This is a genomic window from Streptomyces sp. ATexAB-D23, assembly GCF_000373645.1.
GTDB lineage: Bacteria > Actinomycetota > Actinomycetes > Streptomycetales > Streptomycetaceae > Streptomyces > Streptomyces castrisilvae.
Map to the genome: position 1 here is coordinate 97545 of NZ_KB892008.1, position 23531 is coordinate 121075.

General features: G+C 72.0%; 23 protein-coding genes. 19 read left to right on the top strand and 4 right to left on the bottom strand.

Annotation, left to right across the window (positions count from 1 at the left end):
- The first annotated feature begins 8 nt into the window (after positions 1-8).
- From B082_RS0109945 to B082_RS0109955, 3 genes are read left to right on the top strand one after another with little or no spacing between them, the layout of a single operon-like run.
- The gene (locus tag B082_RS0109945; RefSeq protein WP_018551650.1) at positions 9-368 is read left to right on the top strand and encodes a histidine triad nucleotide-binding protein; all 360 of its coding nucleotides are present in this window, start codon (positions 9-11) and stop codon (positions 366-368) included.
- Positions 368-1276: a ribonuclease Z gene (locus B082_RS0109950; RefSeq protein ID WP_018551651.1), complete on the top strand. Its 909-nt coding sequence runs from the start codon at positions 368-370 to the stop codon at positions 1274-1276. The genes B082_RS0109945 and B082_RS0109950 overlap by 1 nt, the downstream gene beginning before the upstream one ends.
- Before the next feature lie 45 nt (positions 1277-1321).
- A complete protein-coding gene (locus B082_RS0109955; RefSeq protein WP_018551652.1) occupies positions 1322-2314 on the top strand; it encodes an adenosine deaminase in 993 nt (330 codons plus the stop codon).
- Here the strand turns inward: B082_RS0109955 and B082_RS0109960 are convergent.
- Positions 2278-3633 carry an MFS transporter gene (locus B082_RS0109960; protein ID WP_018551653.1) on the bottom strand — a complete coding sequence of 452 codons (1356 nt, stop codon included), beginning with the start codon at positions 3631-3633 and terminating at the stop codon, positions 2278-2280. The genes B082_RS0109955 and B082_RS0109960 overlap by 37 nt on opposite strands.
- A 353-nt stretch (positions 3634-3986) precedes the next feature.
- Between B082_RS0109960 and B082_RS0109965 the strand changes: the two genes are divergently transcribed.
- From B082_RS0109965 to era, 9 genes are all read left to right on the top strand, one after another.
- Entirely contained in the window at positions 3987-5093 is a 1107-nt protein-coding gene (locus B082_RS0109965; RefSeq protein ID WP_018551654.1) for a PfkB family carbohydrate kinase, read from the top strand.
- Positions 5094-5224: 131 nt separating this feature from the next.
- Entirely contained in the window at positions 5225-6271 is a 1047-nt protein-coding gene (locus B082_RS0109970; protein ID WP_026249617.1) for a PhoH family protein, read from the top strand.
- 9 nt (positions 6272-6280) lie between these two features.
- Entirely contained in the window at positions 6281-6778 is a 498-nt protein-coding gene (gene ybeY / locus B082_RS0109975) for an rRNA maturation RNase YbeY (RefSeq protein WP_018551655.1), read from the top strand.
- A complete protein-coding gene (locus B082_RS0109980) occupies positions 6775-8070 on the top strand; it encodes a hemolysin family protein (protein ID WP_018551656.1) in 1296 nt (431 codons plus the stop codon). Before ybeY ends, B082_RS0109980 begins: the two co-directional genes overlap by 4 nt.
- A complete protein-coding gene (locus tag B082_RS0109985; RefSeq protein WP_018551657.1) occupies positions 8067-8420 on the top strand; it encodes an MmcQ/YjbR family DNA-binding protein in 354 nt (117 codons plus the stop codon). Before B082_RS0109980 ends, B082_RS0109985 begins: the two co-directional genes overlap by 4 nt.
- A gap of 56 nt (positions 8421-8476) precedes the next feature.
- Positions 8477-8830, top strand: a complete 354-nt coding sequence (locus B082_RS0109990; RefSeq protein ID WP_018551658.1) for a cytidine deaminase — start codon at positions 8477-8479, stop codon at positions 8828-8830.
- A gap of 421 nt (positions 8831-9251) precedes the next feature.
- Positions 9252-10580, top strand: a complete 1329-nt coding sequence (locus B082_RS0109995) for a beta-xylosidase (protein WP_018551659.1) — start codon at positions 9252-9254, stop codon at positions 10578-10580.
- 94 nt (positions 10581-10674) lie between these two features.
- The gene (locus tag B082_RS0110000; protein WP_026249618.1) at positions 10675-11631 is read left to right on the top strand and encodes a WxL protein peptidoglycan domain-containing protein; all 957 of its coding nucleotides are present in this window, start codon (positions 10675-10677) and stop codon (positions 11629-11631) included.
- Between the two features lie 62 nt (positions 11632-11693).
- Positions 11694-12668: a GTPase Era gene (gene era / locus B082_RS0110005; protein ID WP_384195160.1), complete on the top strand. Its 975-nt coding sequence runs from the start codon at positions 11694-11696 to the stop codon at positions 12666-12668.
- Positions 12669-12709: 41 nt separating this feature from the next.
- Here era and B082_RS0110010 read toward each other — a convergent pair whose 3' ends face one another.
- Together B082_RS0110010 and B082_RS0110015 are read right to left on the bottom strand one after the other, a co-directional pair.
- Entirely contained in the window at positions 12710-12976 is a 267-nt protein-coding gene (locus B082_RS0110010) for a protealysin inhibitor emfourin (protein ID WP_018551662.1), read from the bottom strand.
- A gap of 42 nt (positions 12977-13018) precedes the next feature.
- Positions 13019-14095: a M4 family metallopeptidase gene (locus B082_RS0110015; RefSeq protein WP_018551663.1), complete on the bottom strand. Its 1077-nt coding sequence runs from the start codon at positions 14093-14095 to the stop codon at positions 13019-13021.
- A 293-nt stretch (positions 14096-14388) separates the two neighbouring features.
- On the opposite strand from B082_RS0110015, the gene leuA reads away from it, so the two are divergent.
- The 7 genes from leuA (at position 14389) to B082_RS0110050 (ending at position 23019) form a co-directional block, all read left to right on the top strand.
- Entirely contained in the window at positions 14389-16176 is a 1788-nt protein-coding gene (gene leuA / locus B082_RS0110020; RefSeq protein WP_018551664.1) for a 2-isopropylmalate synthase, read from the top strand.
- Between the two features lie 239 nt (positions 16177-16415).
- Complete coding sequence (locus B082_RS0110025; RefSeq protein WP_018551665.1) at positions 16416-17093, top strand: TerB family tellurite resistance protein; 678 nt, start codon at positions 16416-16418, stop codon at positions 17091-17093.
- A 158-nt stretch (positions 17094-17251) separates the two neighbouring features.
- Positions 17252-19351 (top strand): MMPL family transporter, encoded by a 2100-nt coding sequence (locus tag B082_RS0110030; RefSeq protein ID WP_199783782.1) that lies wholly within the window; start codon positions 17252-17254, stop codon positions 19349-19351.
- Between the two features lie 32 nt (positions 19352-19383).
- Positions 19384-20694 (top strand): sensor histidine kinase, encoded by a 1311-nt coding sequence (locus tag B082_RS35880; RefSeq protein ID WP_078622541.1) that lies wholly within the window; start codon positions 19384-19386, stop codon positions 20692-20694.
- Complete coding sequence (locus B082_RS0110040; protein WP_018551668.1) at positions 20691-21374, top strand: response regulator; 684 nt, start codon at positions 20691-20693, stop codon at positions 21372-21374. Before B082_RS35880 ends, B082_RS0110040 begins: the two co-directional genes overlap by 4 nt.
- Before the next feature lie 58 nt (positions 21375-21432).
- Positions 21433-22179 carry a DNA repair protein RecO gene (recO, locus tag B082_RS0110045; RefSeq protein ID WP_018551669.1) on the top strand — a complete coding sequence of 249 codons (747 nt, stop codon included), beginning with the start codon at positions 21433-21435 and terminating at the stop codon, positions 22177-22179.
- Positions 22180-22200: 21 nt separating this feature from the next.
- On the top strand, positions 22201-23019 hold the full coding sequence (locus B082_RS0110050; RefSeq protein ID WP_026249621.1) for an isoprenyl transferase: 819 nt from the start codon (positions 22201-22203) through the stop codon (positions 23017-23019).
- A 57-nt stretch (positions 23020-23076) separates the two neighbouring features.
- On the opposite strand, the gene B082_RS0110055 is transcribed toward B082_RS0110050, so the two are convergent.
- Positions 23077-23511, bottom strand: a complete 435-nt coding sequence (locus tag B082_RS0110055) for a Fur family transcriptional regulator (protein WP_018551671.1) — start codon at positions 23509-23511, stop codon at positions 23077-23079.
- Between the last annotated feature and the right edge of the window lie 20 nt (positions 23512-23531).

The window sequence follows — 23531 nt, forward strand, 5'->3', positions numbered from 1 at the left end:
CGCAAGCAATGGCAGGAGAACCGCAGCCCGACTGCCTGTTCTGCAAGATCGTCTCGGGGGAGATCCCGGCCACCATCGTCCGCGAGAGCGACACCACCGTCGCCTTCCGCGACATCAACCCCCAGGCCCCCACGCACGTCCTCGTCATCCCGCGCCTCCACTACGCCGACGCCGCGTCCCTCGGTGCCGCCGAGCCGCAGGTGCTCGCCGACGTGCTGTGCGAGGCGGGAAACGTGGCAGCCGACGAGAAGGTCGACCAGACCGGTTACCGGGTCGTGTTCAACACCGGGGCCGGCGCGGGGCAGACCGTGTTCCACGCCCACGCCCACGTCCTGGGCGGCCGCGGTCTCGCCTGGCCCCCCGGATAATGTCCGCACGCGAACTCGTCGTCCTCGGGACCGCCAGCCAGGTCCCGACGCGCCACCGCAACCACAACGGCTACCTGCTGCGCTGGGACGGCGAGGGCATCCTCTTCGACCCCGGCGAGGGCACCCAGCGCCAGATGCTGCGGGCCGGCGTCGCCGCCCACGACATCAACCGGATCTGCGTCACGCACTTCCACGGCGACCACTCGCTGGGCCTGGCCGGGGTGATCCAGCGGATCAACCTCGACCAGGTCCCGCACCCCGTCACCGCCCACTACCCGGCGAGCGGACAGCGCTTCTTCGACCGGCTGCGGTACGCCACCGCCTACCGCGAGTCCGTCGAGCTGACCGAGGCCCCGGTCGCCGCCGACGGACCGCTGGCCACCACCGCCGCGTACACGCTCGACAGCCACCGGCTCTCGCACCCCGTCGAGTCGTACGGCTACCGGCTCACCGAGCCCGACGGGCGGCGGATGCTGCCGGCGAAGCTCGCCGAGCACGGCATCGCGGGGCCGGACGTCGGACGCGTCCAGCGCGAGGGCGCCCTCGGCGGTGTCACGCTCGGCCAGGTCTCCGAGCACAGGCGCGGACAGCGGTTCGCGTTCATCATGGACACCAGGCTCTGCGACGGCGTGTACGCGCTCGCGGAGGGGTGCGACCTGCTGGCCATCGAGTCGACCTTCCTCCACGAGGACCGGAAACTCGCCTCCGACCACGGCCACCTGACCGCGGGGCAGGCGGCCCGGGTCGCCCGCGAGGCGGGCGTACGGCACCTCGTTCTCACGCACTTCTCCCAGCGCTACCCGGACCCCGAGGCCTTCGAGACCGAGGCCAGGGGGGCCGGGTACGAGGGCGAGCTGACCGTGGCCCAGGATCTGATGCGGGTAGCGGTGCCGAGCCGTCACCCGTAGACCCCGTAGAACCACCCAGCACCACATGCGTGAGCGAGAGACACCGTGCACATCCCCAAAGCGGAACTTCACCTCCACATCGAGGGAACCCTCGAACCCGAACTGGCCTTCGCGCTCGCCGCGCGCAACGGTGTGACCCTGCCCCACGCGGACACCGAGGCCCTGCGCACCGCCTACCTCTTCGAGGACCTCCAGAGCTTCCTGGACCTCTACTACGCGCTGATGGCGGTGCTGCGGACCGAGGACGACTTCACCGAGCTCGCCGACGCCTACCTCACCCGCGCCGCCGCCCAGGGCGTGCGTCACGCGGAGATCTTCTTCGACCCGCAGGCGCACACGGCACGCGGTGTGCCCATCGGGACCGTCGTGGAGGGCCTGGGCCGGGCGCTGGAGCGCAGCGAGGAGAAGCACGGCATCTCCACCCAGCTGATCATGTGCTTCCTGCGCGACCAGCCCGCCGAATCGGCTCTGGAGACCCTGGAGGCGGCCAAGCCGCACCTGCACCGGATCAGCGCCGTCGGCCTGGACTCCGCCGAGGCCGGCCACCCGCCCGCGAAGTTCCGCGAGGTGTACGAGGCGGCCGGGGCGCTCGGGCTGCGCAAGGTCGCCCACGCGGGGGAGGAGGGGCCGCCCGCCTACATCCGTGAGGCGCTCGACGTCCTGGGTGTGGAGCGCATCGATCACGGACTGCGCTGCCTGGAGGACCCCGACCTCGTGAAGCGGCTGGTCGCCGACCGCGTCCCGCTCACCCTGTGCCCGCTGTCCAACGTACGGCTGCGGGCCGTCGACACCCTGGAGCAGCACCCGCTGCCCGCCATGATGGACGCCGGGCTGCTCTGCACGGTCAACTCCGACGACCCCGCCTACTTCGGCGGGTACGTCGCGGACACCTTCCACGCCGTGCACGAGGCACTCGGCCTGGACCACGAGCAGCTGCGCACCCTGGCGCGCAACTCGTTCGAGGCGGCCTTCCTCGACCACGACGAGGAGCGCAGGGCGCGCTACCTGTCCGAGGTCGAGGCGTACGCGTTCGACTGACCGCCGTCCTCCGGGCCGGCCGTCCGGAACGCGCTCCTGCCCAGCCGCCTGCGGCGCAGGGCCGGGACGCTGATCTCCGTGACGGCCTGCTCGGGCGCGCCCACCTTCGGCACCGCGCCGGGCACCGCACCCGTGGTGACCGCGAGCAGGGCCGCCGGTGCGCCACCCCTGCGCCGCACCGAACCCGGCACCAGCGGCCGGCCACCGGTGTGCAGCGCCACGGCCGTCACCGGGGCCGCGACCAGCAGGGTCACCGCGCCCAGGATCAGCCCCATCACCGGATAACCGGCCTCCTCGGACAGCACACTGCCGAGCACCGGGCCGCAGGCCACACCGACCGACGAGGCCGAGCCCGCCAGGACCGCCCACCGGCCGCGCACGTCGAGCGAGGCGGCGAGGCCGATCAGGTACGACAGGACCACCGGGTAGACGGTGTTCCACAGGATCTCGCCGGTCGCGAAGGAGCCGAGGCTCCCCGCCGACGAGCTGAGCACGATGCTCCCCGCGATGACCGCCGTACCCACTCCGATCGGCACCGCCCGCCCGAACCTGGAGCCGAGCATCCCGGCGCCCATCACGCCGAGCAGACCGGCGCCGAGGGCGGCGGCGAACACCGCGCCTATGGCCACCTCGGACAGCCCGACCTGGACCACGCCGATCCGGCTGCTGACGCCCCACAGCGCGTTCTGCGCCATCGACCAGACGAGCATGCCGCCCGCGAGCACCAGGCCGGAGCGGCGGTGCGGCAGCCGGCCGGCCGCGGGGACGGCCGGTCCCGCCGGGACGGAGCCGCCGAGCCGGGAAGTCGCCGGCCAGACGAGCAGCGCGACCAGGGCGATCGAGGCGAACGGCAGCCGGTGGCCGCCGCCCAGGTGCGGGACCGTCAGGTACAGGGCGCCCGCGGTCGCCGACACGCTCAGCAGCCCCAGGGACGAGGTGCGGTGCGGGTCGCGCTGGGCGGCGATGCCGGCCGCCGCGACGGCGGTCGCCGTTCCGGAGCCGAAGCCGCCGACCGCCGCGCCGGCGACCACGAGCGGTACCGACCCGGCCAGCGCCGCGCAGCCGTACCCCACCACGCACAGGATCAGTCCGGCCCGTGCCGGTCCGCACGGCCCGTACGTCTCCACGCGCCCGGCCAGGGCGAAGCCGGCGGAGGCCGAGCTCAGCAGCAGGGCGCTGCCGACCAGCCCCGCCTGGGCGGTGCTGAGGCCGAGGTAGACGGAGAGTCGTCCCACGATGGTGGGAAGGAGGTAGGAGGCGAGGTAACCGGCGGTGAACACGGCTACCAGGGGCCACGCGGCGCGGGGGCGCGAGGACATGGGCGTTCCTGGAGACATGCCTGAGAAGGCAGAGGGGGTGAGGGGTGATGCGAAGGGGGTGATGCGAAGAGAGGTAATGCGAAGAGGGGTGAAGCGGAAATACGAGGAAATCGGCGCTTCCGTCGGGTACGTCGCCAACGGTGCTCGCGGGCCAATTTGTATCAAGTGCGCCCGGCGCGCCGAAAGGCGACGTGATGTGATCTAAGTCACGTTTGTGTTTATGGTGTGCGCGGCTGGGTAGTTGCGCGTGTTTACGCAGGTCAGTGCCGGTGAACAGGAGTCCGGCGTGCACACGACCAACGCCACCGGAAATCGGGCACACTGGCCGCAATCGCCACGACCGGGAGTGCAAGGTGAGCGCTGACGTACCCGACATCGATCCGCTCGACGGGCTGCGCGCACCGCAGGACCCCGACTGCGACGTCTTCCTCACCGGCACGGTCTTCCTCGACATCGTCTTCACCGGTCTGGACACCGCCCCCGTGCGCGGCACCGAGTCCTGGGCGCGCGGCATGGGCTCCAGCCCCGGCGGCGTCGCCAACATGGCCACGGCCCTGTCCCGCCTCGGCCTGCACACCTCGCTGGCCGCCGCGTTCGGCGACGACCACTACGGCGAGTACTGCTGGGACGCGCTCGAACAGGGCGAGGGCATCGACCTCTCGCGGTCGCACACGGTCCGCGGCTGGCACTCCCCGGTGACCGTCTCGATGGCGTACGAGGGCGAGCGGACGATGGTCTCGCACGGCCACGAGGCCCCGGCCCTGCCCACCACCGCGTCCCCGGAGGCCCCCGCCTTCCCCCGCTGCCCGCCCAGGGCGCGCGCCGCCGTCACCTCGCTCGTCCCCGGCCGCAGCGAGCCCTGGGTCGCCGAGGCCGCCCGCCAGGGGGCCCTGATCTTCGGCGACGTCGGCTGGGACGACACCGGGCGCTGGGAACTGGACGCCCTGAGCGGCCTGGAGCACTGCCACGCCTTCCTGCCCAACGCCGAGGAGGCGATGCGCTACACGCGTACCGAATGCCCCCGCGCCGCCGCGCACGCACTGGCCGAACGCGTACCGCTCGCCGTCGTCACCCTCGGCTCCGAGGGCGCCTACGCGGTCGACGCGGCCACCGGCACCGCCGCCGAGGTCCCCGCCATCGAGGTCGAGGCGCTGGACCCGACCGGGGCGGGCGACGTCTTCGTGGCGGGCTTCGTCACCGGGACCCTGGCGGGCTGGCCCCTCGCCGACCGCCTCGCCTTCGCCGGACTGACCGCGGCCCTCTCGGTCCAGGAGTTCGGCGGTTCGCTGTCGGCCCCCGGCTGGGCGGAGATCGCCGCCTGGTGGCAGCAGGTGCGCACCTGCGCCGACCAGGACCCGGCCGCGCTCCAGCGCTACGCCTTCCTCGAGGACCTGCTGCCGGCCGCCGCCCGCCCCTGGCCGCTGCGACGGGCCGTACCCACGATCGGCTTCCGCCCGTAACCTCCCCGACAGCTACCGCCCGTGAAAACCTCTGGTGTTGTCCGTGCGGAGTCGTAGGCTTGGTGCAGAAGAGGTTTTCGAGCAGCGAGAACCCTGCAACGGGAGGTATGCGCAGGCCCGAGGGCCGGCCCATGACTCAGTCACCCACACAGCCGCAGGCGCGTGCCCACATCAGCATCCCGGCCGCTCACCCCATGGTGATGCTGCTCGGAGCGGGCGACTCGCTGCTGCGCGTGATCGAAGCGGCGTTCCCGGCGGCCGACATCCACGTCCGGGGCAATGACATAAGCGCAACGGGAGACGCGGCGGACATCGCCCTGATCCAGCGCCTGTTCGACGAGATGGTGCTGGTGCTCCGCACCGGTCAGCCGATGACGGAGGACGCTGTGGAACGGTCGATCGCGATGCTCAAGGCCAGTGACAAGGGCCAGGCGGACGGGACCGAGACCCCGGCCGAGGTGCTCACCCAGAACATCCTCTCCAGCCGCGGCCGCACCATCCGCCCCAAGACGCTCAACCAGAAGCGGTACGTCGACGCGATCGACAAGCACACGATCGTCTTCGGCATCGGCCCCGCCGGTACGGGCAAGACCTATCTCGCCATGGCCAAGGCGGTCCAGGCCCTTCAGTCCAAGCAGGTCAGCCGGATCATCCTGACCCGTCCGGCCGTCGAGGCGGGCGAGCGGCTCGGCTTCCTGCCCGGCACGCTCTTCGACAAGATCGACCCGTATCTGCGCCCGCTCTACGACGCCCTGCACGACATGCTCGACCCCGACTCGATCCCGCGCCTGATGGCTGCGGGCACGATCGAGGTCGCACCACTGGCGTACATGCGGGGACGGACCCTGAACGACGCCTTCATCATCCTGGACGAGGCGCAGAACACCAGCGCCGAGCAGATGAAGATGTTCCTGACCCGCCTCGGCTTCGACTCGAAGATCGTCGTCACCGGTGACGTCACCCAGGTCGACCTGCCGAGCGGCACCAAGAGCGGTCTGCGCCAGGTGCAGGAGATCCTGGAGGGCATCGACGACGTGCACTTCTCCCGGCTCACCTCCCAGGATGTCGTCCGGCACAAGCTGGTCGGCCGTATCGTCGACGCGTACGAGAAGTACGACAGCAAGGGCGATCAGGACGGCAACGGCAAGGGCCGGGGCCGCCACAACGGGAAGCAGTAGCAGCGCACCATGTCGATCGACGTCAACAACGAGTCCGGAACCGAGGTCGACGAGCAGGCGATCCTCGACATCGCCCGCTACGCGCTCGCGCGCATGCGGATCCACCCGCTCTCCGAACTCTCGGTGATCGTGGTGGACGGCGCCGCCATGGAGCAGCTGCACATCCAGTGGATGGACCTGCCGGGCCCGACGGATGTCATGTCCTTCCCGATGGACGAGCTGCGTCCGCCGGCCAAGGACGACGAGGAGCCCCCGCAGGGGCTCCTCGGTGACATCGTGCTCTGTCCCGAGGTCGCCAAGAGGCAGGGCGAGGAAGCCGAGACGCAGCACTCCATGGACGAGGAGCTCCAGCTCCTCACCGTCCACGGGGTGCTGCACCTGCTGGGCTACGACCACGAGGAGCCGGACGAGAAGGCCGAGATGTTCGGCCTCCAGGCGGCCATCGTGGACGGCTGGCGCGGTGAGCACGGGCTGACCGGCCCGTCCCCCGCCCCGACCCTCTCGTGAGCCTGCCCCTGATCTCCGGCGTCGTCCTGCTGGTCGTCGTCGGCTGGCTCGCGGCCTGCGCGGAGGCCGGTATCGCCCGCACGTCGAGCTTCCGGGCCGCCGAGGCGGTCCGCTCGGGCCGGCGCGGCAGCGCCAAGCTGGAACAGGTCGCGGCCGATCCGACGCGCTACCTCAATATGGCCCTGCTGGTGCGGGTCGCCTGCGAGATGGCCGCCGGGGTGCTCGTCACATACGCCTGCCTGAAGGAGTTCCCGGAGACCTGGGAGGCGCTGGCCGTCGCGATCGGTGTGATGGTCCTCGTCTCCTATGTCGCGATCGGCGTCTCCCCGCGCACCATCGGCCGCCAGCATCCGCTGAACACGGCCACCGCCGCCGCGTACGTCCTGCTGCCGCTGGCCAGGGTCATGGGCCCCGTCCCGCAGCTGCTGATCCTCATCGGTAACGCGCTGACCCCCGGCAAGGGGTTCCGCAAGGGCCCGTTCGCCAGCGAGGCCGAGCTGCGGGCCATGGTGGACCTCGCCGAGCAGGAGTCGCTGATCGAGGACGAGGAGCGCCGCATGGTGCATTCCGTCTTCGAGCTCGGCGACACCCTCGTGCGCGAGGTGATGGTGCCCCGCACCGACCTGGTCTGCATCGAGCGCTACAAGACGATCCGCCAGGCGCTCACCCTCGCGCTGCGGTCCGGGTTCTCGCGGATCCCGGTCACCGGCGAGAACGAGGACGACATCGTCGGCATCGTCTACCTCAAGGACCTGGTCCGCAAGACGCACATCAACCGGGAGTCGGAGGCCGACCCGGTCTCCACGGCGATGCGCCCCGCCGCGTTCGTGCCCGACACGAAGAACGCCGGTGACCTGCTGCGCGAGATGCAGCAGGAGCGCAGCCACGTCGCCGTCGTCATCGACGAGTACGGCGGCACGGCGGGCATCGTCACCATCGAGGACATCCTGGAGGAGATCGTCGGCGAGATCACCGACGAGTACGACCGCGAACTGCCGCCCGTCCAGGCGCTGGAGAACGGCTGCTTCCGGGTGACCGCCCGGCTCGACATCGGCGACCTCGGTGACCTGTTCGGGCTCGACGAGTACGACGACGAGGACGTGGAGACGGTCGGCGGGCTCCTGGCCAAGGCGCTGGGGCGGGTCCCGATCGCCGGCGCTTCCTCGGAGGTCGAACTCCCCGACGGGCGGCGGCTGCGGCTGACGGCCGAATCCCCGGCCGGCCGGCGCAACAAGATCGTCACGGTGCTGGTGGAGCCGGTGGCTCCCGAGGAGGAGGGCGTCCCGGAATGACACCGCAGCAGCTGAGGGCCTTCTGCCTGAGCTTCAACGCGAGCGCCGAGGAGTTCCCGTTCGGCCCGGAGGCGTCCGTCTTCAAGGTGGTCGGCAAGATGTTCGCGCTGAGCTCGCTGGACGCACGGCCGCTGACGGTGAACCTCAAGTGCGACCCGGACGACGCCGTGCGGCTCCGCGAGCAGTACGAGGCGGTGGCGCCCGGCTGGCACATGAACAAGCGGCACTGGAACACCGTCACCGTGTCCGGACTGCCCGACGCGAAGCTGCGCGAGCTGATCGAGGACAGCTACGACCTGGTGGTGGCCGGCCTCCCGAGGGCGGAGCGGCTGCGGCTGGACCGGCCGTAGGGCCCGGCCGGGCTCCCGCGTGCCCGGGTCCGCACCGGGCTTCGTATGCTCGGCACATGACTGAGAGCACCGACCTCGGCGCCGAGGACCGCAAGATCGTCACCCTCGCGCGCAGCGCCCGTGCCCGCAACGGTGTGCCGGAGGGCGCGGCCGTACGGGACGAGACCGGCCGCACGTATGTGGCGGGGACCGTCGAGCTGGAGTCGCTGAAGCTCAGCGCGCTGCGGACGGCCGTCGCGATGGCGGTGGCCAGCGGGGCGACGTCCCTGGAGGCCGCCGCGGTCGTCTCCGACGCCGAGACCCCCTCCGACGAGGACCGGGCCGCCGTACGGGACCTGGGCGGGCCCGACACGCCCGTGCTGCTGGCCGGGCCGGACGGGCAGCTGCGGCTCAGCGTCACGGCCGGCTGACCTTCTCGCGTACCGGCGCCCCGCCTCCCGAGTGTGGGAGGCGGGGCGCCGGTACGCGCGGATCTTGACAGCATCTGATGGCCCATCAGTCGGTGCCGGCCGATTGCATTGACTTCTTTCCGGCCGGAGTCATCAATGGCCCCCTGCCCGGCGCGGACGAGCCGTCGCGCCGGATTCCGCGGGAGGGGGCTCCATGCGTCCAGCCAGCCGACGTACCGGCATCCGAAGAACCGGCATCCGAAGAACCGACGAGCGAGGAGCCGGTGAGGGAAGAACCGGCGTGGGAAGAACCGGTGTGCGAGCGTCCGATGCCGGGTGGTCCGGCGGCCGGTGGTCCGGAGACCAGCGGTCCGGCGGCCGGTGGCTCGGGGAGCGGCGGTCCGGCGGCCGGTGGTCCGGAGATCAGCGGTCCGGCGGCCGGGTGGGTCGCCGCCGGGGCCGGCGCTGGGCCGCCGTGCTGGGGGCCGGGGCGCTCGTCGTCGCCGGGGGAGGGCTGCTCGCCGGGCCGGCGCAGGCCATGGCGACGGCCTCGGTCGCGGTGGACTTCCCGACCCACTGCATCCCGCCCGCCATCGCGGGCATCCCGCCGATCGACGGGACGACCTCGGCCGAGATCACCGTCGACAACGCCGCCCCGAAGGTCGGCGACACCGTCACGGTGACGTACACCGTCGTCGAAGCCGCCGCGAGCAACCCGGTCGACCTCGCGCTGCCCGCCGACATCATGACGCCGACCGGCAACGTCTCCGTCGCGGGCGCGCAGTCCGGGGACATCACGGTGACGGGCCCGAAGAAGAACGAGCCGGTGCCCGGCAAGGGAGCCTTTCCGTCGTTCTCGATGAGCGGCACCTTCACGGTCACCGCCCCCGGTGAGATCACGCTCTCGCCCGGCGACTACAACATCCACACCAGCTACATCATGGAGCTGGACACGCCCTGCACGGTCACCGATCCGCCTGCCCCCGTCTCGCAGACGATCACCGCCACCGGCGGCCAGATCGACGAACGGTCCATCCGGCTCGGCGCGGCCTCCGGCAAGGCCGGCGATACCGTCACCGTCACCGGGACCGGCTTCACCGCGGGCGCCCCGGTCACGCTCGCCGGCCGCGCCGGGGACGCGCAGACCGGCGACACCGCGACGGCCGAGGCGGACGGCTCGGGCTCCTTCAGCGGGCAGCTCACCGTCAACGACCCCGCCACCACCGGCGTCGTCGCCTACGAGGGCACCGCCTGGGACCCCGACAAGGGCGCCGGGCCGCAGGCCTACACCGTCACCCAGGGCGGCGGTGAGACGCCGGACGGCAGCCAGCGTCTGACCTCCTCCGTCCGGGCGGGCACCCTCTCCATGACCCAGGCCGGGGACTCGGTCGCCCTGTCCGCGGTCGACTTCGGGCAGGGCGGCGCCTCCAGGGGCGCCCTGAACACGGTGATCGTCAAGGACTTCCGCGGCGGCCCCGCGGGCTGGTCCCTGACCGGCAAGGTCACCGACTTCACGGGACCGGGCGGGGCCGCCATCGGTGCCTCGGCGCTCGGCTGGGACCCGGTCTGCGAGACGAAGTCCGGCAGCCCCAGCACCTGTGCGGCCGGGTCGAAGGGAACGGTCGGCGGCGCGGGAGCGACCCTGGCGTCCACGCCGGACGGCACGCTCACCGGAGGCGAGTTCACCGTGGACGCCCGGCTGTCGCTGGACGTACCGGCCTTCACCGCCCCCGGCGCGTACACCGGGGTGCTCACCCTCACCCTCACCTGAGCGCCCCTCGGGTGTGTCCCGTGATCAACCGGTGGGCCGGGCGCGCACCCGGCCGGCCCATCCCGCCCGAGCGTGCACCCTGGGGGCCCGCACCGTGCGTTCCAAGCTGTCCGTCCTTCTGCCGGCCCTGCTGACCGGGGCCCTGATCCTGCTCGGAGCCCCTGCCGCCGGCGCCGCCGACAACGGCAGCTGGTCGGTCTTCCCGGCCACCGCCGACGCGGGCGGGCGCCCGTACTTCTACCTGTCGGCCGACCCCGGCGCCACCCTCACCGACCGGGTGACCGTCACCAACAAGACCGGCGCACCGCTCACCTTCCGGCTGTACGCGGCCGACGCCTACAACACCGCGCGCGACGGCGGCTTCGCGGTCCGCTCACGCACCGAGAAGCAGCATGCCGTCGGGGCCTGGGCGACGGCGGGCCGCGACCGGGTCACCGTGAAGCCGCACGGCTCGGTCACCGTGCCCGTCACCATCCGCGTCCCCGAGGACGCCGAGCCGGGCGACCACCCCGGCGCCCTCGTCGCCCTGGACGAGCGCATCGACCCGGCCGACGCGGGCGCCGTCGCCGTGGGCATCCAGAAGGCCGTCGGCGCCCGGATCTATCTGCGGGTCAACGGCCCGACGATGCCCGCGCTCTCCGTGGACGACGTGAAGGTCGAGCACACCCAGCCCCTGGTCCCGGGCACCGGCACGTCCCGGGCCGTCATCTCGTACACCCTGCGCAACCGGGGCAACGTCACGCTGGACCCCGAGGTCGCGCTCAAGGCCAAGGGGCTCTTCGGCCGCACCCTGCTCGCCCGGGACCTCAAACACGTCCCCTCGGAGCTGCTGCCGCACCAGGCGGTCCGGCTCACCGAGGAGTGGGCGGGAGCGCCGCAGCTGGAGTGGGGTGAGATCACCCTCACCGCGACCGCCCGCGAGACCCGCGAGTCCGCCTCCGCCTCGTACTTCGCCCTGCCCTGGCTGGTCGCCGGGGTGCTCGTGGCCCTGCTCGCCGGGGGTGCGGCGCTGTGGACACGGGCCCGGCGCAGGCGCCGCCGCGCCGCGTGAAGCGGGGCCCCGGGGGGCGTGGCGGGCGCCTCGGTGCCCCGCGGTCCCCGCGATCGGGGACAATGGGCGCCATGAGCGCTCGACCGAACCCTGAAGCCGCTGCGCGGCAGGCTGAGAACACCGACCCGCACCGGGCCGGTTTCGCCTGCTTCGTGGGACGTCCCAACGCGGGCAAGTCCACCCTGACGAACGCTCTGGTCGGCCGGAAGGTGGCCATCACGTCCAACCGGCCGCAGACGACCCGGCACACCGTGCGCGGGATCGTGCACCGGCCGGACGCCCAGCTGATCCTGGTCGACACCCCCGGCCTCCACAAGCCGCGCACCCTGCTGGGCGAGCGGCTCAACGACGTCGTGCGCACCACCTGGGCCGAGGTCGACGTCATCGGCTTCTGCCTGCCCGCCGACCAGAAGCTCGGCCCCGGCGACAAGTACATCGTCAAGGAACTCGCGGGCATCAAGAAGACCCCCAAGATCGCGATCATCACCAAGACCGACCTGGTCGACTCCAAGCAGCTCGCCGAACAGCTGCTGGCCGTCTCCCGGCTCGGCGAGGAGCTCGGCTTCGAGTGGGCCGAGATCATCCCGGTCTCGGCCGTCAAGGACCGCCAGGTCGAGCTGCTGGCCGACCTGATCGCGCCCCTCCTGCCCGAGGGCCCGCCGCTCTACCCCGAGGGCGACCTCACCGACGAGCCGGAGATGGTCATGGTCGCGGAGCTGATCCGTGAGGCCGCGCTCGAAGGCGTACGCGACGAGCTGCCGCACTCCATCGCGGTCGTCGTCGAGGAGATGCTGCCGCGCGAGGACCGGCCGGCGGACAAACCGCTGCTGGACATCCACGCCAACGTCTACATCGAGCGCCCCAGCCAGAAGGGCATCATCATCGGCCCGAAGGGCAAGCGGCTGAAGGACGTCGGCACCAAGTCCCGCAAGCACATCGAAGCCCTCCTCGGCACACCGGTCTTCCTCGATCTGCACGTGAAGGTCGCCAAGGACTGGCAGCGCGACCCGAAGCAGCTGCGGAAGCTGGGGTTCTGAAGGGCTCCCGCCTCAGCCCCGCCCGCTCGCGCCCGTCCCTCTCACGCGCCCTCCTTCAGGACGCGTGAGATCAGGGCGCGCTGGGCGTCGGTGAGGCGTGGGTCCGCGCAGTGCACGGTCCGGCCGTCGATCGTTATCCGGTAGCTGAAGCCGTCCGGGACCCCTCGGGGCGCGGTGTCCTGGCCCTCGGCCAGCGCCGAGCCCGCCAGGGCCTCCCACTCCTTGGCGTCGGCCAGTTGGGAGGTGTCGATCTCGCGGTGGCGCGCGATACCGGCGAAGCCGCCGGTCCTGCTCACCTGAATCCGCATGTGCTGTCCTTCCACGCCGGACGGGCCGGTCGGTGTGCGTGCCTAACTGGTCGGAACGCCCACCTCCGACCAGGCCTTGAGGACCGCCTCGACCTCGTCGCCGTCCCCGAAGCGGTCTCGGGCCGCCGCCACGGTCAGGCGGGCGAAGTCCGCGAAGTCCGCGTCCACCGCCAGTTCACCACCTGTGAGCACATCGAACCAGAGCTGGCCCGCCCGCTCCCAGGAACTGCCGCCGAGCGCGGTCGCCAGGAGGTAGAAGGCTCGGTTGGGAATGCCGGAGTTGAGGTGCACCCCGCCGTTGTCGTCGCCGGTGCGGATGTAGTCGTCCATGGAAGCCGGCTGCGGGTCCTTGCCGAGCACGTCGTCGTCGTAGGCGGTGCCGGGCGCCTTCATCGAGCGCAGCGCCACGCCCTGGACCCGGGGCGCCAGCAGCCCCTCGCCGATCAGCCAGTCCGCCTGCTCGGCGGTCTGCCCCAGCGAGTACTGCTTGACGAGGGAGCCGAAGACGTCCGAGACCGATTCGTTGAGCGCGCCGGACTGGCCGTAGTAGCTGAGGTTGGCCGTGTACTGCGTGAGGCCGTGCGCGAGTTCGTGGGCGATCACGTCGATGGCGACGGTGAAGTCGAGGAAGATCTCGCCGTCCCCGTCACCGAAGACCATCTGCTCGCCGTCGAAGAAGGCGTTGTTGTACTTCTCGTCGTAGTGGACGGAGCCGATGAGCGGCAGGCCGTGGCCGTCGATCGAGCGGCGGCCGTAGGCGCTGAGGAGCAGTTCGAAGGTGGCGCCGAGGCCCGCGTACGCGCGGTTGACGCTGGCGTCGGATGTGGGGTCCTCGCCCTCGGCGCGGACCTTGGTGCCCGGCAGGTCCGTGCCGTGGCGGCAGTCGTAGAGCGTGCGGTCGGGTGTGGCGGACCCGTCGTCGTCCGGCTCGGGTGCGGCGGTGGGCCTGGCGACGGTGGTCATCTGCCGCCGGGTGCGCCGGGCGGCGTCGGACTGCAGGGTGCGGCGGGCCGGGTCCGCGAGGACGGGGTCCTCGGACTGGGACAGCTTGTCGAGGAGGTGGGGCGGAACAATGGTGCAGAAGACGGGGTGAAACCCCTGCTGGATGTGAGGCTGCATACACACGACTGTGGCAGTGCGTAAGCGCAATGTCACTGGTTGCAACCGGGATTGACGAAATAGAGTGATTGGTCACCGTTGGGTGTTTCAGCCGCTCGATCCCGCATACTGATACGGCACCGACGTCTCGGGCGCCCCTCGGCTAGTCTCGACGCATCATGCGTTTCGGGCTGCTTCTTCTTAGCTGCCGCGGCGAGGGCCTGTAGTCGTAGGCCGACCCCCTCCCCGCGGAGTCTGGTGTTGCAGTGACACAGTCGGCCGTCCCGTAGAAGGACCCCGAGGAGCCCTACGCCATGACCGCAGTGAATCCCGCGCAGACCCCCGCCTCGGACGCCGTCGGCCGTCCCACGCCCGTCACCAACGCCACGGGCCTCCAGAAGCCGTCCGGGATGCCGGTCCACAAGTACGGCCGCTACGAGGCCGTGGACATCCCGGACCGCACCTGGCCCGAGAAGCGGATCACCAAGGCGCCGCGCTGGCTCTCCACCGACCTGCGCGACGGCAACCAGGCGCTGATCGACCCGATGTCGCCGGCCCGCAAGCGTGAGATGTTCGACCTGCTCGTACGCATGGGCTACAAGGAGATCGAGGTCGGCTTCCCGTCCTCGGGCGAGACCGACTTCGCCTTCGTCCGCTCCATCATCGAAGAGGGTGCGATCCCCGAGGACGTGACGATCTCCGTCCTGACGCAGGCCCGCGAGGAACTGATCGAGCGGACCGTCGAATCGCTGGTCGGGGCCCGTCGCGCCACCGTCCACCTGTACAACGCGACCGCCCCCACCTTCCGCCGCGTGGTCTTCCGCGGCAGCCGGGACGAGGTCAAGCAGATCGCCGTGGACGGCACCCGGCTGGTCAGGGAGTACGCCGAGAAGATCCTGGGCGACGAGACGATCTTCGGCTACCAGTACAGCCCCGAGATCTTCACCGACACCGAGCTGGACTTCGCCCTGGAGGTCTGCGAGGCGGTCTGTGACGTCTGGCAGCCCGAGGAGGGCCGCGAGATCATCCTCAACCTGCCCGCCACCGTGGAGCGTTCGACGCCTTCCACGCACGCGGACCGGTTCGAGTGGATGTCGCGCAATCTGTCGCGCCGCGAGTTCGTCTGCCTGTCCGTCCACCCGCACAACGACCGCGGGACCGCCGTCGCCGCCGCCGAACTGGCCCTGATGGCCGGGGCGGACCGGGTCGAGGGCTGCCTGTTCGGCCAGGGCGAGCGCACCGGCAACGTCGACCTGGTGACGCTGGGCATGAACCTGTTCTCGCAGGGCGTCGACCCGCAGATCGACTTCTCGCAGATCGACGAGATCCGCCGCACCAGCGAGTACTGCAACCAGATGGAGGTCCACCCGCGCCACCCCTACGCGGGCGACCTGGTCTACACCGCCTTCTCCGGCTCCCACCAGGACGCCATCAAGAAGGGGTTCGACGCCATGGAGGCCGACGCGGCCGCCCGGGGCAAGACGGTGGACGACATCGAGTGGGCGGTCCCGTACCTGCCGATCGACCCCAAGGACGTCGGCCGCTCCTACGAGGCGGTCATCCGGGTCAACTCGCAGTCCGGCAAGGGCGGTATCGCCTACGTCCTGAAGAACGACCACAAGCTGGACCTGCCGCGCCGGATGCAGATCGAGTTCTCCCGGATCATTCAGGCCAAGACCGACGCCGAGGGCGGCGAGGTCACGCCGACGCAGATCTGGAGCGTGTTCCAGGACGAGTACCTGCCCAACCCGGAGAACGCGTGGGGCCGGGTGCAGATCCGCTCCGGCCAGAGCACGACCGGTTCCGACGGCCGCGACACGATCACCGTCGAGGCGACCGTCGACGGCGCGGACACCGTGCTGACCGGCACCGGCAACGGCCCGATCTCCGCGTTCTTCGAAGCGCTGCAGGCCATCGGCATCGACGCCCGGCTGCTGGACTACACCGAGCACACCATGAGCGAGGGCGCGAGCGCACAGGCCGCCTCGTACATCGAGTGCGCCATCGACGGAAAGGTCCTGTGGGGCATCGGCATCGACGCCAACACCACCCGGGCCTCCCTGAAGGCGGTCGTCTCGGCGGTCAACCGCGCCACCCGCTGATCCGGCGCCCGAAAGGGCCGGAGTCGTACGGTCCGTGAACCCCGCCCACCCGCTCGCCGGGGGGCGGGGTTCAGCCATCTCCGGACGGTTGTGACAGGCGAGGTGCTGACGGCGCTACGGGGATGTGGTTAACATCACGTTCACACGGCAATGATGCCGAGGGGTACCTCCCGCGACCTTGGGGCCACGGGGGAGTTACGGAGGTGTGCGACGTGCGGTCAGCCCTGGGACAACGCGCCATGAAGCTGCGTATCTGCGGCACCCGCACGCTGTGGGACGCCGTGGGCGACGGGGAGTTCTTCTGCCCCGGCTGCGGAGGCGACCGCAACTACCGCCGCCTCACCGGGCGGCGCCGCTTCACCGTGCTCGGCGTGCCGCTGCTGCGGCGCGGCACCGCGGGCCCGGTCGTCGAATGCGCCGCCTGCCACCAGCACTTCGACCCGGAGGCGCTCGACCACCCCACCACCACCCGGTTCTCCGCGATGCTCAGGGACGCCGTGCACACCGTGACCCTCGGCGTCCTCGCGGCCGGCGGCAGCACCTCCCGTACGGTCCTGGAGACCGCCGTCGAGACCGTGCGCGGCGCCGGATTCGACGACTGCACGGCGGAACAGCTCGCCACCGTCGTGGAGGTCCTGTCCGCCGACATCGGCCACGGTTCCGCGTTCGACCCCGCGGCCGAGGCCTGCGGCGCGGCCCTCGCGATCGAACTCCACGAGGCGCTGGAACCCCTCGCCCCGCACCTCGCCCCCGCCGGACGTGAATCGATTCTGCTCCAGGGCGCGCGGATCGCACTCGCCGACGGGGCGTACAGCCCGGCCGAGCGCGAGGTGCTGACCACGGTCGGCGGGGCGCTGCGGCTCCGCGCCGAGGACACCGCCCGCCTCCTCGCCGCGGCGGCGCGTACGCCCTCCTGACCTTCGTCCCGCAACCGCCCGCTACTCCCCAGGGAGTAGCGGGCGCGCCGCACCCTCCCGGGCAGTAGCCGGGAAGTCGGCCTCCGGCGCGACGAAGTGCCCCCTCCCCGACGGGAGTCTGGACATGACCGGACACCCGTACGGAAGGGGGGCCTCCCATGAGGTCCGCAGCACAGGACAGTGGCGGACGGACGCCAACGGTGAGCCGGTGGCGGCTGCTGCCCTGGGCGGTCGTCGCGCTCTGGGCCGCCGCGATGGCCCTCGCGGGACCGTCGGCGGGCAGACTCGGGGACGTACAGGTCAACCGGGCCGTCGACTACCTCCCGGCGAGCGCCGACTCCACCCAGGTCGCCAGGATCCAGGACGCCCTGCCCGGCGGCGAGTCCACCGACCTCGTCCTCGTCTACCACCGCGACAGCGGGCTCACCGCCGCCGACCGCGCCCTCGCGGACCGGCAGACCGCCGAGGTGGCCGCCGGACACACCCTCGGCGCACCCCCGCGCGCCGTCCCGTCGAAGGACGGCACCACGCTGATGTACCCGGTCTCCACGACCGAGCCCGGACAGGACGACGAGGCCCGCACCGCGCTGGTCGACGACGTGCGCGAGACCGTCCGGGGCGGTGACGGGCTGTCCGTCGCGGTCGGCGGGCCCGGGGCGCTGACCGTGGATGCCCAGAAGGTCTACGGCTCGCTCGGCGGACCGCTGCTCTACACGACTGTCGCGGTCGTCGCGGTCCTGCTGATCCTCATCTACCGCAGCCCGCTGCTGTGGCTGGTGCCGCTCGGCGTCGCCGGCGTCGCCGACGCCCTGTCGATGGGAGTCGTCCACGCCCTCAACCGGGCCTTCGACGTCACCGTCACCGGCCAGAGTTCCGCCGTGATGACCATCCTCGTCTTCGGCGCGGGCACCGACTACGCCCTGCTGCTCGTCTCCCGCTACCGCGAGGAACTGACCCGCGCCGAACGCCCCCACGAGGCGATGGCGGCGGCGCTGCGCGGCTGCGGGCCCGCGGTCCTCGCCTCCTCCGGGACCGTCGCGGCGGGCCTGCTGTGCCTGCTGGCCGCCGATCTGAGCAGCAGCCGGGGGATGGGCCCCATCGCCGCCGTCGGCGTGCTGTGCGCGCTCCTGGCGATGCTGACGCTGCTGCCGGCCGTCCTCGTCCTGCTGGGCCGCCGGGTGTTCTGGCCGCTCGTGCCCGTGTACGGCTCCGAGCCGCGCCGCCGCCGCTCGCTGTTCGCCGCCATGGGCGGCTCCGCCGGGAGCCGGCCCGTCGCCGTCCTCGTCACCGGCGGGGTCCTGCTGGGCGCGCTGTCGCTCGGGGTCCTCCACCTGCCCGGCGACCTCAAACAGGAGGACTCCTTCACCACGAAGCCGGACTCGGTCGCGGCCATGGCGACCCTCGCCGACGCCTACCCCGGCCGCTCCAGCCAGCCGATCGCCGTGACCACCCGCACCGAACGGGCCGCCGAGACGCTCGCGCAGGTCCGGGCCACCGAGGGCGTCGCCGCCGCCGAGCGGGGCCGCAGCGGCGGCGGCTGGACCGAGCTGTCCGTCACCGCCGCTGCCGCCCCCGAGTCCGCCGGCGAGAAGGCCACCGTCCTGGCCCTGCGCGAACGGCTGCGCGGCAGCCACGTCGGCGGGCCGGGCGCCCAGCAGATGGACCTGGAGACGGCAGGCACCCGGGACCTGAGGGTCGTCGTCCCGCTCGTCCTGCTCTCCGTCCTGCTCATCCTGATCGCCCTGCTGCGCAGCCTCGTCGCACCCCTGCTGCTCGTCGCCGCCGTCGTCGCGGTCTGGGGCGCCTCCCTCGGCATCGGCGGACTCCTCTTCGAACCGCTCCTCGGGCTCAAGGGCACCGACCCCGGACTGCCCCTGCTCTCCTTCGTCTTCCTGGTTGCCCTCGGCGTCGACTACGGCATCTTCCTGATGCACCGGGTCCGCGAAGAGGCCCGGCGCGGCGCCGAGCCCACCGAGGCCGCGCTCACCGCCCTGCGCACCACCGGCGGGGTCATCGCGTCGGCCGGGCTCGTCCTCGCCGCCACCTTCGCCGTACTGACGAACATGCCGCTGGCCGGCCTGGTGGAAATGGGCTTCGTGATCGCCGTCGGCGTCCTCCTGGACACCTTCCTCGTCCGCACCTACCTGGTGACATCGGCGAGCGTGGCCCTGCAACGGAGGATCTGGTGGCCGGGCGCGCTCAGCCGCACCCCCGAAGCGCCCGCACCCCGCGCACCGGAACCCGTCGAAGCCCCCTGACAGCGGTCCGCCCCGTACCGGAGGATGGCGACGTGCCCCCAGCCCCAGCCCCAGCCCCGAGCCGCCGTGACCGCGTCCTGGCGGTCGTCAACCGCGACCCCATGCGGGCGCCGCACCGCGAGCGCAACGACGCCCTGATCGCCGCGGGTGCCGGAGCGCTCTCCGCGGGCCTCGCGCTGTCCGCCGGCGGCGCCCACACGCTCGGGGCGGCGGGGTGGGCCCTGCTGCTGGGCAGCGCCGTACCGCTCGCCTGGCGGCGGCGGAGCCCCGTGCCGGCCCTGCTCGCCATGGTGCCGCTGCTGGCGCTCTACCACGGCGGCGACAACCTCCACTCCGCCCCGATGCCGCAGACCTGGATCGCGCTCTACACGGTGGCCGTGACCGGCCGCCCGCTGCGCACCCTGCTCGTCGGTATCGGCGTCACCTCCGTGATGGTGACGGTGGTGCTCGCGCTCAGCGCGCACGACGGGCTCGAACTGCTGCGGATCTCCGGGTGGATCGTCGCGGTGCTGTTCTGCGGGGTGGACGTGCGCATCTACCGCCAGTACGTCGCCTCGGTGCTGGAGCGCGCCGAACGCGCCGAACGGACCAGGGAGGAGGAGGCCGGGCGGCGGGTCGCCGAGGAGCGGCTGAGGATCGCCCGCGATCTGCACGACCTCCTCGCGCACAGCATCACCCTCATCGGGGTGCAGACATCGGTCGCCTCGCACATCCTGACCGTCGACCCGGACCGGCTGGACCGGCAGGCGGTGGCCGCGTCGCTGGACGACATAGCCGAGACCTGCCGGGAGGCCAGGGCGGAGCTCCGGACCACCCTCCAGGTGCTGCGCGGCACCGGGCAGGAGGGCGGGGACGGTACGGACCCGGAGGGCCCCCTGCCCGACCTGGCCGCCCTGCCCGGCCTCGTACGGGCCGCCGAGGCGGCCGGGGCGCGCGTCGGCCTCCAGGTCCGGCTCCCGCCCGGCCGCCTCGCCCCGGCGATCGGAGCCGCCGCCTACCGGATCATCCAGGAGTCCCTGACGAACGCGGTACGGCACGCGGGCGCCGGGGTCCGCGTCCGCGTCGTCGTGGAGCCCGCCGCCGGGGCACTGCGGGTCACCGTCACCGACGACGGCACCGGTCCGGTGGACGACGGCTCCGCACCGGGGTTCGGGATCCTCGGAATGCGGGAACGCGCCCGCAGCACCGGGGGCACCCTGAGCGCGGGACCCCGCCCCGGCGGCGGCTTCGAGGTCGCGGCCCTGCTGCCGTTCCCGCCCCCGCCCGAGAAGAATCAGGCACGACACCTCCCCGCGCACACACATGAACACGCACCGGAACGGGAAGCGGAGACCACCTCATGATCCGGGTACTGCTCGCGGACGACCAGACGCTCGTGCGGGCGGCGTTCGCCATGCTCGTCGGCTCCGACCCGGAGATGGAGGTGGTCGGGGAGGCCGCCACCGGCCTGGAAGCGGTCGAGCTCGCCCGCTCGGCGCGCGCCGACCTCGTCGTCATGGACATCCGGATGCCCGAACTCGACGGCATCGGGGCGACCCGGCTCATCGCCGCCGACGAGGACCTGGCCGGGGTGAAGGTGCTGGTCCTGACCACCTACGACACCGACGACCACATCGTCGAAGCGCTGCGCGCCGGCGCCTCCGGCTTCCTGGTCAAGGACACCCGGCCCGCCGACCTGCTCGCCGCGATCAGGACCGTGGCGGCGGGCGAATCGCTGCTCTCGCCCGGCCCGACCGCCCGCCTCATCGCCCGGGTGCTCAGCGCCCCACGGGCCCCCACCGGTCCGGGGCCCGGCGCCCTGGCCATGCTCTCCGAGCGCGAACGCCAGGTCCTCGCCCTGGTCGCGCGCGGCCTCAACAACACCGGGATCGCGGAGAGCCTCGGCCTCAGCCCGCTCACCGCCAAGACCCACGTCAGCCGGATCATGGGCAAGCTGCGCGCCCGGGACCGCGCCCAGCTGGTGATCGCCGCCTATGAATCGGGGCTGGTCGTGCCCGCGGGCGGCGGCGCCGGCGGAAGCTGAGCGGACCGGGTCGCGGGGGCGGGCCCGGCGCGCCGGCCGCGTACCGGACAATGGACGCATGAGCTTGTTCCGGGACGACGGCGTGGTGCTGCGCACGCAGAAGCTGGGCGAGGCCGACCGGATCATCACGATACTGACCCGGGGCCACGGCCGGGTGCGGGCCGTCGCGCGCGGTGTGCGCCGCACCAAGTCCAAGTTCGGGGCCCGGCTGGAGCCGTTCTCCCATGTGGACGTGCAGTTCTTCGCACGCGGCAGCGAACTGGTCGGGCGCGGGCTGCCGCTCTGCACCCAGAGCGAGACGATCGCCCCGTACGGCGGCGGGATCGTCACCGACTACGGGCGCTACACCGCGGGCACCGCGATGCTGGAGACCGCCGAGCGCTTCACCGACCACGAGGGCGAACCCGCGGTCCAGCAGTACCTGCTGCTGGTGGGCGGGCTGCGCACCCTGGCCCGGGGCGAGCACCAGCCGCATCTGATCCTGGACGCCTTCCTGCTGCGTTCCCTCGCCGTCAACGGCTACGCCCCGAGCTTCGTCGACTGCGCCCGCTGCGGGCTGCCGGGACCGAACCGCTTCTTCTCCGTCGCGGCGGGCGGCGTCGTATGCGGCGACTGCCGGGTGCCCGGCAGCGTCGTACCCTCGGCTGAGGCCGTCGCCCTGCTGAGCGCCCTGCTCACCGGCGACTGGGAGACGGCGGACGCGTGCGAGGCGCGTCACGCCAGGGAGGGGAGCGGGCTGGTGTCCGCGTATCTGCACTGGCATCTGGAGCGCGGGCTGCGTTCGCTGCGGTACGTGGAAAAGTGACACAGGGAGACTGAGAAGCTCATGGCAGTACGCGGGATGCTCGGCGGCCGTAACCGGCGCGACCACAAGACCCCGGAGCCGCACCCGTCCGGTGCCGTGCCCCCGAAGATCCCCGGTGAGCTGGTGCCCAAGCACGTCGCCATCGTGATGGACGGCAACGGCCGCTGGGCGAAGGAGCGCGGTCTGCCGCGCACCGAGGGACACAAGGTCGGCGAGGGCGTCGTCATGGACGTGCTCAAGGGCTGCATCGAGATGGGCGTCAAGAACCTCTCGCTGTACGCCTTCTCCACGGAGAACTGGAAGCGGTCACCGGAAGAGGTGAAGTTCCTCATGAACTTCAACCGGGACGTCATCCGCCGCCGCCGTGACGAGATGGACGAGCTGGGCATCCGGATCCGCTGGGTGGGCCGCATGCCCAAGCTGTGGAAGTCCGTCGTCCAGGAGCTTCAGGTCGCCCAGGAGCAGACCAAGGACAACGACCGCATGACGCTGTACTTCTGCGTCAACTACGGCGGCCGGGCCGAGATCGCGGACGCCGCGCAGCGGATCGCGCAGGACGTCGCCGCCGGGCGGCTCGACCCGTCGAAGGTCAACGAGAAGACGTTCGCGAAGTACATCTACTACCCGGACATGCCGGACGTCGACCTGTTCGTGCGGCCCAGCGGTGAGCAGCGCACATCGAACTACCTGATCTGGCAGAGCGCGTACGCCGAGATGGTCTTCCAGGATGTGCTGTGGCCGGACTTCGACCGCCGCGATCTGTGGCGGGCCTGCCTGGAATTCGCCCAGCGGGACCGCCGGTTCGGCGGCGCCGAAGAGGTCGCGGCCTCCGGCAGCTGAGCAGCGGGCCCGGCGGGGGCGTACCACGCTGTACGCCCCCGCCGGGCCCGGATCACTTCACTTCTCGTTGCTCGCGCAGTCCGCGCAGGTGCCGAAGACCTCGACGGTGTGCGCCACGTTCACGAAGCCGTGCTGCGCCGCGATGGTCTCCGCCCACTGCTCGACCACCGGCCCCTCGACCTCGACCGCCTTGCCGCACATCCGGCAGACCAGATGGTGGTGGTGGTCGCCGGTCGAGCAGCGGCGGTAGACGGACTCGCCCTCCGTGGTGCGCAGGACGTCGACCTCGCCCGCGTCGGCGAGGGACTGCAGGGTGCGGTAGACCGTTGTCAGGCCGACCGAGTCCCCGCGGTGCTTGAGGACGTCGTGCAGCTCCTGGGCGCTGCGGAACTCGTCCACCTCGTCGAGCGCCGCCGCCACGGCCGCCCGCTGCCGGGTCGACCGGCCACGGACCGGAGCCGCGTTCGTACCACTGATCGGCGCCGTCGCCACAGGAGCCTCCTCGTGTCGCC